General features: G+C 73.5%; 16 protein-coding genes. 2 read left to right on the top strand and 14 right to left on the bottom strand.

What is annotated here, in order from left to right; translation table 11 throughout:
* Positions 1-45: 45 nt before the first annotated feature.
* The gene (locus ACTJK8_RS22165) at positions 46-975 is read right to left on the bottom strand and encodes an NAD(P)-dependent oxidoreductase (protein WP_373866309.1); all 930 of its coding nucleotides are present in this window, start codon (positions 973-975) and stop codon (positions 46-48) included.
* A 49-nt stretch (positions 976-1024) separates the two neighbouring features.
* Here ACTJK8_RS22165 and ACTJK8_RS22160 point away from each other — a divergent pair, with 49 nt between their 5' ends.
* Positions 1025-2047 carry a P1 family peptidase gene (locus tag ACTJK8_RS22160; RefSeq protein ID WP_024830119.1) on the top strand — a complete coding sequence of 341 codons (1023 nt, stop codon included), beginning with the start codon at positions 1025-1027 and terminating at the stop codon, positions 2045-2047.
* Between the two features lie 122 nt (positions 2048-2169).
* Here ACTJK8_RS22160 and ACTJK8_RS22155 read toward each other — a convergent pair whose 3' ends face one another.
* The 10 genes from ACTJK8_RS22155 to ACTJK8_RS22110 all read right to left on the bottom strand — a co-directional run bounded on the left by ACTJK8_RS22155 (position 2170) and on the right by ACTJK8_RS22110 (position 11763).
* The gene (locus tag ACTJK8_RS22155; protein WP_012319131.1) at positions 2170-2784 is read right to left on the bottom strand and encodes an NIPSNAP family protein; all 615 of its coding nucleotides are present in this window, start codon (positions 2782-2784) and stop codon (positions 2170-2172) included.
* 107 nt (positions 2785-2891) lie between these two features.
* Positions 2892-3173 carry a hypothetical protein gene (locus ACTJK8_RS22150; RefSeq protein WP_440762513.1) on the bottom strand — a complete coding sequence of 94 codons (282 nt, stop codon included), beginning with the start codon at positions 3171-3173 and terminating at the stop codon, positions 2892-2894.
* On the bottom strand, positions 3170-5560 hold the full coding sequence (locus ACTJK8_RS22145) for a hybrid sensor histidine kinase/response regulator (RefSeq protein ID WP_012319133.1): 2391 nt from the start codon (positions 5558-5560) through the stop codon (positions 3170-3172). The genes ACTJK8_RS22150 and ACTJK8_RS22145 overlap by 4 nt, the downstream gene beginning before the upstream one ends.
* 52 nt (positions 5561-5612) lie before the next feature.
* On the bottom strand, positions 5613-6509 hold the full coding sequence (rarD, locus tag ACTJK8_RS22140; protein ID WP_012319134.1) for an EamA family transporter RarD: 897 nt from the start codon (positions 6507-6509) through the stop codon (positions 5613-5615).
* A 185-nt stretch (positions 6510-6694) separates the two neighbouring features.
* Positions 6695-7297 (bottom strand): pyridoxamine 5'-phosphate oxidase family protein, encoded by a 603-nt coding sequence (locus ACTJK8_RS22135; protein ID WP_053622678.1) that lies wholly within the window; start codon positions 7295-7297, stop codon positions 6695-6697.
* Positions 7294-7626, bottom strand: coding sequence for a lipid-A-disaccharide synthase N-terminal domain-containing protein (locus ACTJK8_RS22130; protein WP_012319136.1), 333 nt, complete (start codon positions 7624-7626; stop codon positions 7294-7296). Before ACTJK8_RS22130 ends, ACTJK8_RS22135 begins: the two co-directional genes overlap by 4 nt.
* Positions 7620-8387, bottom strand: coding sequence for a glycosyltransferase (locus tag ACTJK8_RS22125; protein WP_012319137.1), 768 nt, complete (start codon positions 8385-8387; stop codon positions 7620-7622). Before ACTJK8_RS22125 ends, ACTJK8_RS22130 begins: the two co-directional genes overlap by 7 nt.
* A complete protein-coding gene (locus tag ACTJK8_RS22120; protein WP_053622677.1) occupies positions 8384-10105 on the bottom strand; it encodes an ArnT family glycosyltransferase in 1722 nt (573 codons plus the stop codon). Before ACTJK8_RS22120 ends, ACTJK8_RS22125 begins: the two co-directional genes overlap by 4 nt.
* Before the next feature lie 186 nt (positions 10106-10291).
* A complete protein-coding gene (metC, locus tag ACTJK8_RS22115) occupies positions 10292-11482 on the bottom strand; it encodes a cystathionine beta-lyase (protein ID WP_012319139.1) in 1191 nt (396 codons plus the stop codon).
* A 107-nt stretch (positions 11483-11589) separates the two neighbouring features.
* Positions 11590-11763 (bottom strand): ribosome modulation factor, encoded by a 174-nt coding sequence (locus ACTJK8_RS22110; RefSeq protein WP_012319140.1) that lies wholly within the window; start codon positions 11761-11763, stop codon positions 11590-11592.
* 88 nt (positions 11764-11851) lie between these two features.
* Here ACTJK8_RS22110 and ACTJK8_RS22105 point away from each other — a divergent pair, with 88 nt between their 5' ends.
* Positions 11852-12121, top strand: coding sequence for a hypothetical protein (locus ACTJK8_RS22105; RefSeq protein ID WP_012319141.1), 270 nt, complete (start codon positions 11852-11854; stop codon positions 12119-12121).
* A 99-nt stretch (positions 12122-12220) separates the two neighbouring features.
* Here ACTJK8_RS22105 and ntrC read toward each other — a convergent pair whose 3' ends face one another.
* Genes ntrC through dusB form a run of 3 tightly spaced genes read right to left on the bottom strand, consistent with a single transcriptional unit; the run spans position 12221 to position 15899 of the window.
* Positions 12221-13687, bottom strand: coding sequence for a nitrogen regulation protein NR(I) (gene ntrC / locus ACTJK8_RS22100; protein WP_012319142.1), 1467 nt, complete (start codon positions 13685-13687; stop codon positions 12221-12223).
* 47 nt (positions 13688-13734) lie between these two features.
* Positions 13735-14877 (bottom strand): two-component system sensor histidine kinase NtrB, encoded by a 1143-nt coding sequence (locus ACTJK8_RS22095; RefSeq protein ID WP_063110143.1) that lies wholly within the window; start codon positions 14875-14877, stop codon positions 13735-13737.
* Positions 14874-15899, bottom strand: coding sequence for a tRNA dihydrouridine synthase DusB (gene dusB, locus ACTJK8_RS22090; RefSeq protein ID WP_440762512.1), 1026 nt, complete (start codon positions 15897-15899; stop codon positions 14874-14876). The genes ACTJK8_RS22095 and dusB overlap by 4 nt, the downstream gene beginning before the upstream one ends.
* Positions 15900-15926: the final 27 nt, after the last annotated feature.

Here is a 15926-nt window from a genome sequence, read left to right as displayed (position 1 = left end):
CGACGGGTTAAGACTCGCCAGAAAGGCGAGACGTCGTCGTCGATCTCAACCCTGCCCTGCACGACGGGCAGAGACGCGGGCCAGCGCCGCGAGGTCCTTCTCGCCGTCGCCGTGGCTGATCGCCTCGATGAGACCGTCCCGCAGCACGCTCGCGAACGGCATCGGCACCCCGGCACCCTCGGCCGCCTGGAGGGCGAGCCGCACGTCCTTGGCCCCGAGCTTGAGGATGAAGCCCGGCGGCTCGTAGCGGTTCTGCGCGATCGAGGCGCCGTAGCCCTTGTAGACCGGCGAGGCGAACAGCGTGTTGGTCATCAGGTCCAGGAAGTCGGCGCCCGCGACCCCGTGGCCCTCCGTGAGGGCGCAGGCCTCGGCCATGGCCTCGATGGCCGAGATCAGCATGAAGTTGCCGGCGAGCTTGACGGCATTGGCCCGCGTCGGGTCGTCGCCGAAGCGCCAGGTCTTGGCGCCCATGGCGTCGAGGAGCGGCCCCGCGCGGTCGATCAGAGCCGCCGCCCCGGCCGCCACGATGTTGAGCTTGCCGGCCTCTGCCACGTCCGGCCGCCCGAAGACCGGCGCCGAGATGTAGGGAACGCCCGCCCGCGCGTGCACGGCGGCGAGCTGCTTCGCCAGGGCCACCGAGATCGTGCTCATCCCGATATGCAGGCCGGGCCGCTCAGGCTGGTCGAGGAGGCCGCCGGCGACGATCACGGTCTCGAGGGCCGCGTCGTCGGCCAGCATGGTGACCACGGCGTCCCCCGCGAAGGCCTCGGCGGCGCTCGCCACCGGAGTGACGCCGTCGAGGCCGCGCGCGGCCTCCGGCGAGCGGTTCCAGGCGCGGACCGTGTGGCCGGCCCGCGCGAGGTTGGCCGCCATGGCGCGACCCATCCGCCCCATTCCGATGAATCCGACGTCCATGCCGTGCTCCTCGACGCGCTTCGCCGTCTGCCAACCTGGGTAACCCCGGCCGGCGGTCAACGGCCCCGGCCGGATTTGCGCCGATGGGCCGCCGTGGCAAGCTCGGACCATGCCGCAGAATCGCATCACCGACATTCCCGGCCTGCGGGTCGGCCACGCCACCGACCTGCGGCTCGCCAGCGGCGTCACCGCGATCCTCTTCGATCAGCCGGCCGTCGCCGCGGTCGACGTGCGCGGCGGCGGGCCGGGCACCCGCGAGACCGACCTGCTCGATCCCGAGCGCACCGTCGAGCGGGTCGACGCCTTCGTCCTCTCCGGGGGCTCGGCCTTCGGCCTCGATGCGGGGGCCGGCGTGGCGGCGTGGCTCGCCGAGGCCGGGCGCGGGTTCCCGGTCGGCGCCATGCGGGTGCCGATCGTCCCGGGGGCGGTGCTGTTCGATCTCCCCAACGGCGGCGACAAGGCCTGGGGCCGCTATCCGCCCTATCGCGAGCTGGGCTTCCAGGCCGCCGCGGCAGCCACCGAGGCGTTCGCCCTGGGCTCCGTGGGAGCCGGGACCGGTGCGCGCACCGGCCGGCTCAAGGGCGGGATCGGATCCGCCTCGGCGGCCGTGCCGGGCACGGGCTTCCGGGTCGGGGCCCTCGCGGCCGTGAACGCCTTCGGCAACGCGACGATCGGCGGTGGGCCGCATTTCTGGGCCGCGCCCTTCGAGGTGGACGACGAGTTCGGCGGCCTGGGCGTGCCGGTCCGGGTGCCGCCCGAGGCCCACGCCTTTCCGGCCCGCGCGCTGCCGGGCGCCGCCACGACGCTGGCCGTGGTGGCGACCGACGCGGCGCTGACCAAGGCGCAGTGCCGGCGCCTCGCGGTGGCGGCGCAGGACGGCCTCGCTCGGGCCCTCGTGCCGGCGCACACGCCCCTCGACGGCGACCTGGTCTTCGCCGCGGCGACCGGAGCCGTGCCCCTCGGCGACACGGTGGTGGACCTTGCCCGCCTCGGCGACGCCGCCGCGCGGGTCCTGGCTCGGGCGGTGGCGCGCGGCGTGTTCTCGGCGACGAGCCTGCCCGGGCACGCGCCGTCGTCGCCCCTGGCCGGCACGGGGCTTCCGCCGGCCTGGCGCGACGTGTTCGGCGCCTGATCGGCGGTGCCGGCTCCGCCCGCGCGCGGAACAGCGCCACCGGCCTCGATCCAGGCCCGGTCGAGCGCGCTCGTCACGCGTCGGGCCCGCCGCTTGGGCGGCCGCTTCCGTGGGGCCGGCGTTCAGCTCAGGGGAGAGCGCCCCTGGGGGAGCGCGATCGTCGAGGTCGCCTCGGCGATCTGGTCCGGGCCACCCTTCGGCGGCCAGATCCCCGCTTCGTAGGCGCGGGACCGCAACGCGGCCCGCTCCTCCAGGCTGCGGAAACCCCAGATGTGCGTGATGCGCGGCGCACCGTCGAGGGCGTACATGTTCAGGACGAGGTGCTGCGTGTAGGCGCGTGCCGGCCCGATCGCGGCCTCCCAGGCCGCGAGGGTCGGCGGTAGGCCCCCCGGCCTCAGGCGATAGGTCCGGACTTCGTACACCCCGCCGCGGTCGCCCGTCCGGATCGGTGGCAGGAAGGGGAACGGGGCGTAGCTGTCCATCTCCAGAGCTGTGATCACGGGCCCGGCGTTGAACGGGTTGGCGCTGAGGAGGGCGCGCCGGCGCTCGGCGGTCATGTCCTCGGGCGCCGCGAAGCCGCGCAGCACGATCAGGCGCCCCAGCGTGCCGATCTCGCTGCGCCAGCAGCCGACCAGCTCCCCCTTGGCATCGGGATCGTCCAGCCAAGCCTCGACGCCGGCCGAGACTTGGCCCACCGCGAGCAGCGGGCACGAGAGGGTCGCGAGTTCGTACAGCATGGGCGCCTCGGCGACGTCGTCCCGTCGACGTCAGGCCGTCAAAGCGGGAGAGCGTCTTTCGTTGCCATCGGGACGCCCGGAGACGCCTCCGCCCGGGAGGCCCGGCCTCACAGCTCCGCGCGGGCATCCTCCAGCAGCTGCGCCAGCCCGCTATCGACCTCGTCGGCGAGCATCGCCCGCTCGGCGTCGGTGAGGTCTTTGGCCCAGGCGCCGCTGCCGAACCCGTCGGTGCAGCGCGCCCGCTCCGCGGCGATGTAGGCCTCGGTCTCGACCGGCCGGGTCTTCATCGCGTGGACGAAGCCGAACCACGCCGCCCGCTCCACCACCGCGAGCCGCGCCCGCAGCCGGATGGTCACCGCCTTCTCCGGATCGATCCCGTCGGCACTCATCGTGGTTCTCCCGCGTCCTTCTCGGCGAGCCGATCGAGCAACCCCTGGAGCTGCCCCGGCACCGGCTCGGTCGCCGAACGCGCGTAGAGGACGCGCAGTTGCCGGCCGATCTCCGCGAGGCTCATGGAGCCCTTGGCGATCACCCGGTCGGCCTGCCGGTTCAGGCTCTCCTTCTCGGCCGCCGTGACCTCCTTGGCGGTGAGCACCACCACGGGCACGTCGCCGTCGGGCCGCGCCCGCAAGGCCCGGAGGAAGCCGAACCCGTCCATCTCGGGCATCATCAGGTCGAGCAGGATCAGGCTCGGCCGCGCCTGGCTGACCCGCTCCAGGGCGATCCGGCCGTTCTCCGCCTCGTCGACGGTCCAGCCCTCGCGGCCGAGCGACCGGCGCAGGCGCTCGCGGGCATCCGCGTCGTCGTCGACCACGAGGACGCGGGCATCCTCCGGCGCCTCGGGCCGGTAGCGCTCCATCAGGCCCTTGAGCCGGTCCCAGTCGATCGGCTTGACGAAGTAGTCGGTGGCGCCGAGCGCCTGGCCGAGCCCCTGCTCGGCCACGACCGAGGTCATGATCACCGGCGTACCGGCGAGGTCGGGGTCGTTGCGCACCGCGTGCAGGACCGCCCAGCCGTCCATGCGCGGCATCTCGACGTCGAGCAGGATCGCGCGCGGTTTCAGGGCCCGGGCGAGCGTCAGGCCGGCGCGGCCGTCGTTGGCGCTGCGGACGTGGAAGCCCTCGCGTTCCAGGAAGCGCTGGAGCAATTCCCGGGCGGCCGGGTCGTCGTCGACCAGCAGCACCGTCTCGTGCTGCTCGTGCGGCTCCACCGGCGTGTGGGCCTCGGCCTCGGAGGGCGGCGCGTCCTCGGGCCGCAGGGTGGCGGGCAGGCGGATCGTGAAGGTCGCGCCCGCGCCCGGCGTGCTGGCGACGCCGATGTCGCCGCCCATCGTCCGGCAGAACGCGCGGGTGATGGCGAGCCCGAGGCCCGTGCCGCCGAACTGCCGGGTCGTCGAATCGTCGGCCTGGACGAAGCGCTCGAACAGGCGCCCGATCTGCTCCTCGGTCAGGCCGATGCCGGTGTCGGCGACCGCGAAGGACAGCCAGTCGGCTCCCTCCTCCCGGTGCCGCCGCACCGTCAGGGTGATCGTTCCCCGCTCGGTGAACTTCGCGGCGTTGCCGATCAGGTTCAGCAGGCACTGGCGGATCTTGGTCTGGTCCTGGTGCATGGACCCGAGGTCGGCCGTCCCGGCCGCGCCGGTGTCCAGGACGAAGCGGTTGCCCTTCTTCTCAACCAGGGAGCCGGTGGAGTCGGAGACGTCCCGGAGCAGGTCCGACACCGTGAAGGTCTCGGCCGAGGCGGTCATGCGGCCCGCCTCGATCTTCGAGATGTCGAGCACGTCGTTGATCAGCGAGAGCAGGTGGCGGGCGGCCGCCTCGATCTTGCGCAGGTCGGGCAGGAGGGCGGCCTGGCCGATATCCTCCAGCTCCTCGCCGAGCATCTCGGAGTAGCCGATCACCGCCGAGAGCGGCGTGCGCAGCTCGTGGCTCATGTTGGCGATGAACTGGCTCTTCGCCCGGTTGGCCGCCTCGGCGGCCTGCCGGGCGCGCTCCACCGCCTCCTCGGCCTCCTTCCGCTCGGTGACGTCGACGCAGGTGCCGACCCATTCCCGCAGGGAGCCGTCCTCGGCGAGGACCGGCACGCCGCGCACCTCCATGGCGCGCCAGACCCCGTCGTACCGGCGCAGCCTGTACTCGACCTCGTAGGTCGCGCGCGCCTCGACGCAGGCCGCCCAGGCGTCGGCCGCGTGGCCCCGGTCGTCGGGATGGACGGCGTCCAGCCAGCCCCAGCCCTGGTAGGCTTCCTCGGTCTGCCCGGTATAGGTGCTCCACCGGACCTGCGGCGGCATCAGCTCGCCCGCCGCGTCGGTGTTCCAGATAACCGCCGCCGAGGCGTCCACCAGCGCCCGGAAGCGCTGCTCGGAGTGGCGCAGGCGCTCCTCGACCGCGCGGCGGCCGGTGATGTCGGTGTTGGTCCCGTACCAGCGCAGGATCCGCCCGGACTCGTCCCGGTGGGGCAGCGCCTTCGACAGGAACCAGCGGTAGCTCCCGTCGCGGCCGCGCAGCGGGAACGTGTCCTCCCAGGACCGGCCCAGCGTGATCGCGGCGCGGTAGCGCTCGGTCACGGCCGCGACGTGGTCCGGGTGATGGACCGTGCGCCAGCCCCAGCCCCGCATCTCGTCGAGGGAGGTGCCGGTGTAGTCGTACCAGCGCTGATTGTACCAGATGATCGTGCCGTCGGCCTCGGCGATCCAGGCGAGCTGCGGCAGCGTCTCGGCGAGGTTGCGGTAATCGGCATCCGTGACGGATCCTGGGCCGCTCTCAGTCTCGCTCATCGACCCGACGCTGTCCCGTCACCCGCCCCGCGGCGGCTTATACCCGTACTCCTTATACACGCATCGCGTCGGGATCCGACCGCGGGGCCGCGGGGGCCGGCGGCCGGCGAAACCGCAGAGCGTCGATCGTGTAGAGCGCGAGCGCCACCCAGATCAGCGCGAGCATCAGCGCCCGATGCGGCTCGACCCGCTCGCCGTAGACGAGGACGCTCAGGACGAGCAGGCAGGTCGGCGCCACGTATTGCAGGAGACCCAAGGTCGTGAGCCGCAGGCGCACCGCCGCGGCGGCGAACCAGATCAGCGGCAGCGCGGTCGTCAGGCCGGTGAGCATCAGCAGGGCGCGGTCGCCCGGCGCGGCCGGCAGGAACGGCTCGGGTGACAGGACGAGCCAGACGAGCGCGGCCGGCAGGAGCAGCAGCGTCTCGGCCAGGAAGCCGACCAGCGCGTCGACGCCGACGATCTTCCGGGCGAGGCCGTAGAGCGCGAAGCTCACTGCCAGCGACAGCGACATCAGGGGCAGTTCCCCGGCCCACACCACCGCGACGGCGACGCCCGTCGCGGCGATGCCGATGGCGACGGCCTGCGCCGGCCGCAGGCGCTCGCCCAGCACCACCCGGCCGAGGGCGACGCTGACCAGGGGATTGATGTAGTAGCCGAGGCTCGCGTCGAGCAGGTGCCCGCCGCTGACCGCGTAGAGGTAGAGCAGCCAGTTCACGCCGATCATCCCCGCCGAGAGCAGCAGCAGCGCGTGGCGCTTCCGGAGCGGCAGCGGCAGGTTCAGGCGGTGGCGCGCCGCGAGGATCAGCGCCAGCGCGCCGGCGAACACGCTCGACCAGACGATCCGCTCCGACAGGATGTGGTACGGGGAGTAGGCGCCGAGCATCCGGAAATGCACCGGGACCAGGAGGCCCCAGCTCAGGTAGGCGGCGAGCGCGTAGACGAGGCCCACGGACTCCTCCAGATCGACCCGGTTCGGCGGCCGGGTCAGGGGGTTTAGCGCGCCGGCCCGGCCGCCGTCAGGGGGGGGGCGGCGCAGGGCTGCCATCCCGGGGGGCCGGATGGCCCCCGCAGCGCCGGGCGCGGCGGCACCGGGGCGTCCGCCTGACCGGCCCTGCCCGCCCCGAGCGAGCCCGGTCAGGGCGCGATCCAGCGGCCGGACCACAGGCCTCCGGCCGCGTGCCAGGCCGCCCGGCGATGGCCGCGGCGGTCGAGATAGAGGAAGTCGAGCCGCTCCGCCCGGACGAGTACGGCGGCGAAGTGCGGCCGGCCGAGCGTCGCGGCCGCGGTCTCGTCCGGCAGGCTGTAGGCGTCCCCCGTCGGCAGCGCCGTGCCCGGACCGGGCTCCGCCCCGTAGCAGACCCGGCTCATCGCCCGGGACCCCGTCCAGGCCGCCTCGGCCAGCGCGTCGTCGGTGTGCAGCGTGGCGCGACCCGCGACGCGGATCTGGATCTTCGCGGCCGCGTCGTAGGCGGCGAGGGCGCAGGCAGGAGCGGCCAGGATCTCGGAGGCCTTGTCGGAGCGGCGGTCGCAGTGGAACCGGAGCGTCCCCTCGGCCGGGTCGGCGGCGCGCAGGACCACCGTGCGCAGCCGCGGCCCGCCATCGGCACCCAGCGTCCCCAGGGTCGGCAGGTGGAAACCGCTCCGGCCATGGGCGGCGCCGTCCGCCAGCAGGCGCCACAGTTCGGCGAAGGTGGCGTCCAGGTCGTCGTAGAAGGCGGGCAGCGGCGTGCGGCTCACGCGGCGCCCCGCTTCCGCCGCCGCTCGCGGAAGATCAGCGCGAGGTTGCGCAGGTAGATGCCGGTGGAGAGGCCCTGGCCGATGATGATCACCGGCTCGCGGCGGACGAACCCGTAGACCAGCGTCATCATCCCGCCGAGGATCGACAGGAACCAGAACGACAGCGGCATCACGCTCCGCCCGGCGCGCTCGCTGGCGATCCATTGCAGGATGAAGCGCGAGCCGAACACCACCTGCGCGACGATGCCGAACACCAGCCAGAAGTCGAGCCGGGTGACGAACACGTCGTAGAAATAGGCCGGCAGATCGTGGGCGAGCTGGATCAGCATCCGACGTCCTGGTCCGCGGTTTGGCCGGCCGGGCCGGCGATCTCCTCGGGCCGCGGATCCGCGCGCTTGCGCCGGATCAGCCACCAGACGCCGGCGAGATCGAGGAGCCCGACCCAGAGGCGGTCGAACAGGCCGTAATTGGACACCCCCGTCAGCCGCGGCCGGTCGACCACGTCGCGGTGGACGACCGAGAAGCCCTCGCGGGCGACCAGGGCCGGCATGAATCGGTGGAGGGCGTCGAAATACGGCAGCCTGAGATACACGGCGCGGCGGAAGACCTTCAGGCCGCAGCCGGTGTCGCGGGTGGAATCGTTGAGGATCCGCCCGCGCACGCCGTTGGCGATCCGGGACTGGAGCATCTTGAAGCGGCCGTCCTTGCGGCCGCGCCGCTGGCCCTGGGCGAGGCCGGCTCCCGGCCCCGCCGCCTCGAGGGCCGCGAGCAGCGCGGGGATGAAGGCCGGATCGTTCTGGCCGTCGCCGTCGAGGGTCGCGACGATCCCGCCGCGGGCCGCCAGGACGCCGCTGCGCACCGCCGCCGACTGGCCGCCGCTCCGCGCGTGGCGCAGCACCCGCAGCCAGGGCCGCGCCGCCCGGGCCGCCGCCAGCGCCGCCGGCGTGCCGTCGGTCGAGCCGTCGTCCACGTAGATCAGCTCGAAGGCGAGGCCCGCGCAGGCGGCCTCGATCTCGGCCACCAGGGGCGCGATGTTGCCGGCCTCGTTCTTGACCGGCACGACGACGCTGAGATGGGGGGATCCGCTCACGGGGCCACCGCGTAGGCCGTCACGAAGACCCGGCGGCCGGTGTTGAGGTTGAAGCCCTCGACCTCCGCCAGGGGCGCGGGCGCGCCGCGGCCGACCGGCCAGGCCGCGTTGAAATCGTCGCGATCGCGGGATTCGACGAAGAGCAGGCGACAGCCGCCGCCCTCGAGGAAGGACCGGGCGGCGGCCCCGTCGGGCGGCAGGGCGAGGCCGGTGCCGATCAGGAAGACGAGGCTCGGCTCGCGGTATCCGAGGCTCGCCACAAGCGGGTTCGGGCAGGGCGCGCGGTCGCGCAGGGCCGCGAGCCGCGGCGAGACCTTCAGGGCTGGCAGCGAGCGCTGTGCCACGCCCAGCACCGCCGGGCCCAGCAGCGCGGAGGCCAGCACCCCGAGGACGAGGGCGCGCTCGGCGGATCCCTGCGCGAAGGCGAGCCAGGCCAGGACCGCGACCGCGCAGGCGGCGGCGAGCAGCGGCAGGGCCGGCCACGGGATCGTGTGGCTGTCGAGCCGCCAGCCGGCGAGGCAGAGGCCGAGGGTCAGGGCGACCGGGATCGCCGGCAGCAGCAGGGCCGTCAGGCGGGCGCCCCGCAGGCGCGGGTCCAGCGCCCCCCGGCTCAGCGCCAGCACGGTCAGGATCGCGAGCCAGGGCATCAGCGGCAGCACGTAGTGGGGCAGCTTGGTGGGCACCGCCTCGAAGATCAGCCAGGCCGGCAGCACCGCGGCGATCAGGAAGGCCACGGCGGGCTCCCGTCGCGCCCGCCAAGCGAACGGCAGGCTCATGGCGGTGAAGGCCGCCGCCGGCCAGAAGGTCGCGAAGAACACGAGCGCGTAGGCGCCGGGCGGTCCCCAGTGCCGCTCGGCCGCCCCGCCGACCTTGCCGAGCATGTCGTGGCCGACCGCCTCGGCGTAGAACGCGCCCCCGCTCTTCCAGGCGATCGCCGCGAACCAGGGCGCCACCAGCAGGAGCGTGAGGGCGAGGCCCGGCCAGGGCCGGAGCGGCAGCAGCCAGCGGCCGGACCGCGCCGCGAGCGACAGGCCGAGCGCCGGCAGCGCGGCGAAGAGCGGAACCATCGGCCCCTTCACCAGGATCCCGACCGCCATCCCGAGCCAGAACGCCGCGAAGGTCGGTCCCGAGACCGGCCGACCGTCCCGCGGCGCCAGCCACGCGTGGGCGAGCGCGGCGAGGCTCGCGGTGGCGCAGGCGGCGAGCAGCGCGTCGGTCTTGGCGAGGTGGGCCTCGGCTGAGAGCATCAGGCAGGCGCCGTAGAGGGCGGCCGCCAGCAGCGCCGACCGCCGGGGCAGGAAGGCGAGCGCCGCCCAGTAGGCGAGAAGAACCGAGGCGACGGCGCCGATCAGCGACGGGACGCGGTACAGGGCGATCTGGGTGCGGGCCCCGGGCACGCCCAGCGCCTCGCCGGCCGCCACGGCGGCGGCCTGCGCCCAGTAGATCCCCACCGGCTTCTTGTGCCGCGCCTCCCCCTGGAAGCGGATATCCACGAGGTCGCCGCTCTCCAGCATCTGCTTCGAGGCCTGGGCGAAGCGGGGCTCGTCCCGGTCCATCGGCTGCAGCGAGATCTGCCCCGGCAGGAACAGGATCAGGCACAGCGCCAGCAGGGCGGCGACGGCCCTGGCATGGGTGAGGCTCAGCGCGTCGAGCCCGCGGCCGATCCGGTCGACGGGGGCAAGGCGCGGCGCGCCGCCGGCGGAGAGGCTCGTGGTCATACCGGGCCGGTCAATCAGGAACGCGGCGCGAGGTCAAATGCAGCGATGCCGTCGCCGGTCGCGACGGCGCGGGCCCATCACGACGCGCGGATGCGGCACCGCCCGCGGCGCGCGGTCCGGGTCAAGGTTCGCCGGTCCTCACCTGTCCGGGAAGGGCAGCGTCGTAGCGCGGCGCCCGGCCCCGCCCTACGACGCCGCCCGGAGGCGCGCGAAGCCGGCGTCGAGGTCGGCCTTGAGGTCGGCGGTGTCCTCGAGCCCGATGTGGAAGCGGAGCGCCGGTCCGCCGGGGGCCCACCGGGTCGCGGTCCGGTAGCCGGCGCAGTCGAACGGGATCACGAGGCTCTCGAAGCCGCCCCACGAGAAGCCCATCCCGAAGAGCTGCAGCCCGTCCAGCATGGCGGCCACCGCGGCCTCGGGCACCGGCTTCAGGATCACCCCGAACAGGCCCGACGCGCCCGCGAAGTCGCGCTTCCAGATCGCGTGGCCGGGATCCTCGGGCAGGCCGGGATGGAGCACCCGCAGCACCTCGGGCCGCGCCTGGAACCACCGGGCCATCTCCAGTCCGGCGCGGCCGTGCTCGCGCAGCCGCAAGGACATGGTGCGCAGGCCGCGCAGCGCCAGGAAGATGTCCTCGGCGCCGGCGCACATGGCGAAATGGTCGAAGGTGCGGCGCACGGCCGGGTAGTAGCGCGCGTTCGCGGAGGTCAGGCCGATCAGCAGGTCCGAGCCGCCGCTGAGGTACTTGGTGCCGGCCTCGACCGCGATGTCGACGCCGCGCGCGTGCGGCGGGAACAGCAGCGGCGTCGCCCAGGTGTTGTCCATGATCACGCAGGCGTCGTGTGCGTGCGCGACCTCGGCGATGGCCGGGATATCCTGCATCTCGAAGCTCTGCGAGCCGGGCGCCTCGACCAGCACGGCCCGGGTGTTCGGGCGCATCAGTTCCGCGATGCCGGCCCCGATGGTCGGGTCGTAGTAGGTCACCTCGACGCCGTAGCGCGCCAGCACGCCGTCGCAGAACTGGCGGGTCGGCCGGTAGGCGGAATCGGTGACGAGGAGGTGGTCGCCCGCCGAGACCGCGGCCATCAGCGCGACGGTGAGCGCCGCGAGCCCGGAGGGCGTCACGACGGTTCCGGCGGCGCCGGCGAGTTCCGTCCACGCCTCCGTCAGCGAGTCCATCGTCGGTGTCGCCGAGGTCCCGTAATTGTAGCGGCCGCGCCGGTTCTTGATCGCGTCGTAGGTCGGGTAGAGGACCGTGGATCCGCGGTAGATCGGCGTGTTCACGAAGCCGTGCTGCTCGCCCGGGTCACGGCCCGCGTGGACGAGGCGCGTCGCGGGCGCGAAGGTCTGCTTGGCGTCGGGCGAGGGCTTCAGGGACATCGAGGCTCGGAGATCGCGTTGCGGTGCACCGCACGAAGCGCGCCGCGCCCGGCAAGGTCAAGCCGGACACGCGGGCTCGCGGTGCCGGGCCTCCGGGTTTTCCGCGATCACGGCTTCTCCGGCGGATCCGAGACGACGGCTTCCTCGTAGGCCTCCATCCAGGCGGCGCGCTCCTGAGAGCCCTCCGGATAGGGGCATTCGCTCACGGGCTTCCCGTAGAGGCGCGCGTTACGGCCCTGGATGAACGGGCTGTCGCTCGCGGTGGCCTGGACGTTGGTCAATATCGCCTCCCGAAGACTTGGAGTGGGGCTTCGTTAACGGCCGCGCCGTAAATCTGTTGCCGTCTCAAGTCGCGTCCCGGGTCGTCGCGTGCGTATCCTGCGTTCCCTTCTCGGCGCCGTCCTCGTCCTCGTCTCGACGGCGACCGTCGCCCTCGTCAGCGCCGACCGGCTCGCCCATCTGGCGCCGGCGCCGGTGATCCGCGCCGCCCAGGCCGAGCCGTCGGCGACGGGGTCGATCCCGGCCCCCGCGAGGGCCGCGCCCGCGCCGAAGCCGGCCGTGCCCAGCATCCCGAACGGGTTCGACACGGAGCGGCTGCACGCGCTGATGCGCGGCGACCCGATCCTGCCGGGCCGCTGAGGGCGGCCAGGACCGCGCTCATCCCGTTCTGGACCTCGTCGCGCGGCGCCCGACGCGCCTCGGGTTGAGGGGACACGGCCGGATCGGCCGGGGACCGCCCTACCGCGCCGTCCGGAAGACCTGCAGGTCGAGGTCGCGGACCTTCTTGCGCAGGGTGTTGCGGTTGACGCCGAGCAGTTCCGCGGCGCGGATCTGGTTGCCGCGGGTGGCGGCGAGCGCCGCGCCGATCAGCGGGCCTTCGATCTCCCGCAGGATCCGGTGATACAGGCCGGGGGGCGGCAGCGTGTCGCGATAGCCGGAGAAGTAGTCCGAGAGGTGGCGCTCCACGGCGCTGGACAGGGTCTCCGATTCCCCGTTCGCCTTGCGGGCGGCGCCGTTGGCCGCCGGCGCCGCGGGCGTCGCCAGCGGCAGCGTGTCGAGCTCGGCCTCGATCACCGGGCCGGTGATCGTCTCCTGCGGGTAGAGGGCGGCGAGCCGCCGGACGAGGTTCTCGAGCTCGCGGACGTTGCCGGGCCAGCGGTAGCGCTTCAGCCGCTCCATGGCGTCGCCGTCGAGGGTCTTCCGGGTCAGGCCCTCGCGCTCGACGAGCACGAAGAAGTGGCGGACGAGGTCCGGCACGTCCTCGGAGCGCTCGCGCAGGGCCGGCAGCCGCAGCGGCACGACGTTGAGGCGGAAGAACAGGTCCTCGCGGAAGATGCCCTGCTGGATGGAGACCCGCAGGTCCTTGTTGGTGGCCGCGATGATCCGGACGTTGGTGCGGATCGGGACGCGGCCGCCCACCGTCGTGTACTCGCCCTGCTGGAGCACGCGCAGCAGCCGGGTCTGCGCCTCCATGGGCATGTCGCCGATCTCGTCGAGGAACAGCGTGCCGCCCTCGGCCTGCTCGAACCGGCCGGCGGAGCGCTGGAGCGCCCCCGTGAAGGCGCCCTTCTCGTGGCCGAACAGCTCGGACTCGATCAGGTCGCGCGGGATCGCCGCCATGTTGACCGGCACGAACGGGCCGGTGCGGCGGCGGCCGTAATCGTGCAGCGCCCGGGCGACCAGCTCCTTGCCGGTGCCGGACTCGCCGGTGATCATCACGGTGAGGTCGGTGGGCATCAGCCGGGCGAGCGCCCGGTAGATCTCCTGCATGGCCGGCGAGCGGCCGACCAGCGGGATGTCCTCGTTCTCGGGGGGCGCCCCGGCCGGCGCCGCGCCCCGGGGGCGCGAGAGCGCCCGGCCGACGATGGCGATCAGCTCCTTCAGGTCGAAGGGCTTCGGCAGGTACTCGTAGGCGCCCCGCTCCGAGGCGCGGATCGCCGTCATGAAGGTGTTCTGCGCGCTCATCACGATGATCGGCAGCTCCGGCCGCACCCGCTTGATGCGCGGCAGCAGGTCGAACACGTTCTCGTCGGGCATGACCACGTCGGTGATGACGAGGTCGCCCTCCCCCTGCGCGACCCAGCGCCAGAGGGTGGCGCAATTGCCCGTCGAGCGGACCTCGTAGCCCGCCCGGGACAGCGCTTGGTTCAGCACGGTGCGGATGGCGGCGTCGTCGTCGGCGACGATGATGTGGCCGTTCGGCATGACTCTCTACTCAGACCTCCGACGGGGGCCGGATTCGGGGATCGACATCACGGATCGACCGCCGATTCGCGCCCGTCCCGGGCACTCGACATCGGCAGAAGGATGCGGAACGCCGTGCGGCGCGGGGCGGGATCGCACTCGACGATCCCGCCGTGATCGCCGACGATCTTGGCCACCAATGCAAGACCGAGGCCGGAGCCCTGCGCCTTGGTGGTGACGAACGGGTCGAACAGGTCGGGCAGCAGGTCGGCCGAGATGCCCGGGCCGTTGTCGCGCACCGCCACCTCGATCGGCAGGCTGACCCGCTCGCGGGAGCCCGGGACCTGCAGGCGCAGGCCGGTGCGGAAGGCGGTCGACAGGGTGATCTCGCCCTCGACCGCGTCCGGGCCGATCGCCTCGGCGGCGTTCTTCACGAGGTTCAGGATCACCTGGATCAGCTGGTCGCGGTTGCCCAGCACCGGCGGCAGCGACGGGTCGTAGGTCTCGATGAACCGGATGTGCCGCGCGAAGCCCGACTGCGCCGAGCGCTTCACCTGATCGAGCACGCCGTGGACGTTGACGGCGCCGCGATCCGAGGGGCGCTCGTCGCCGAACAGCTCCATGCGCTCGACGATGCGGACGATCCGGTCCGATTCGTCGCAGATCAGGCGGGTGAGCAGCCGGTCCTCCTCGGCGCCGGTGCTCTCGAGGAGCTGCGCCGCGCCGCGGATGCCCGCGAGCGGGTTCTTGATCTCGTGGGCCAGCATCGCGCCGAGCGCCACCATCGAGCGCGCCGCGCCGCGATGGGTGAGCTGGCGGTTCATCTTGTCGGCGATGGTGCGCTCCTGGAGCATCATCACCACGGCGTCGCCGTCGTCGCCGAGCGGCGTCGCGAACACGTCGACGCTGCGCTCCAGGCCGAGGCGCGGCTGGGTGAGCTCCACCCGGTATTCGCTGACGCTGGCCTGGCGCCGCCGCACCTCGGCCACCAGGGCGATGATCGGCGAGGCGAAGGGAATGATGTCGCGCAGGCGACGGCGCTGCATCAGCCGGGCGGAATAGTCGAAGAACGCTTCCGCGGCGTGGTTGCAGTGGAGGATCCGCTCGTCGGCGCCGATGGTGAGTACCGGCAGCGGCAGGGCGTTGAGCACGGCCTCGGCGGCGGTGTCGCGCCGGTTGCCGGACTCTTTCGGGAGGGGCTCGTCGCTCACGCGGCCTCCTGGACGGGATCGGCCGCATCCGCGAAGGCGCGGGCCAGCAAGGCGAGCGCCGTCTCCGGATCGGTAGTGGTCAGGAGGGCCGACCGTTCGGCCGGATCGAGCGCGCCGCCGGTCTCGGCATAGGCGGCGAGGTGCTTGCGCGCGTGGCGCACGCCCATGTCGCGGCCGTAGAGGGAGAGCAGCCCCGCATAGTGCTCCGCGGCCAGGGCGGCCTGTTCGGACCGCGACGGCTCCGCGGCCGGCCGGCCCGTGAGCGCGGCGGCGACCTGCCCGACCAGCCAGGGGCGGCCGGTCGCCGCGCGGCCGATCATGACCCCGGCGGCGCCCGAGGCGTCCAGGCAAGCGCGGGCGCTGGCGAAGTCGGTCACGTCACCGTTGGCGATCACCGGGATCGACACCGCCGCGACCACGGCGCGGATCGCCGCCCAGTCGGCGCTGCCCTTGTAGAATTGCTGCCGGGTCCGCCCGTGGACCGTCACGGCGTTCAGGCCCAGCCGCTCGGCGCGGGCGGCGAGATCCGCGGCGTTGCGGCTCGCGTCGTCCCAGCCGAGGCGCATCTTCACCGTCACCGGGACCGACACCGCGCCCCGCACGGCCGCGAGCAGGCGCTCGGCGTGGTCGAGGTCGCGCATCAGCGCCGAGCCCGAGGCGATGCCGGTCACGATCTTGGCCGGGCAACCCATGTTCACGTCGATCACGTGGGCGCCTCCGGCCTCGGCCAGTCGGGCAGCCTCCGCCATCGGGGCCGCCTCGCAGCCCGCGAGCTGGACCACATGCAGGTCGACGCCGGAACCCTCGGCGCGCAGTGTGGCCTCGCCGGATCCGCGGGTGAATTCCCGGGCCGCCACCATCTCGGAAATGACCGCGTCAGCACCGCAGCGGCGGGCAATGCGGCGCATGTGAAGGTCGGTGACGCCGGAAAGGGGGGCGAGCAGGCAGAGCGGGGCGGTGCCTGCCGCTTCAGCCTTCGCATCCTCGCGGCGCAGCGCGCTCAAATAATGGTCAGTCGTCATTCTGCACAACAATGAGGCAAGGCCGGT

The sequence above is a fragment of the Methylobacterium sp. 22177 genome (assembly GCF_052045615.1).
GTDB classification, from domain to species: domain Bacteria; phylum Pseudomonadota; class Alphaproteobacteria; order Rhizobiales; family Beijerinckiaceae; genus Methylobacterium; species Methylobacterium radiotolerans.
This window is presented reverse-complemented; position numbering and strand designations above follow the sequence as displayed.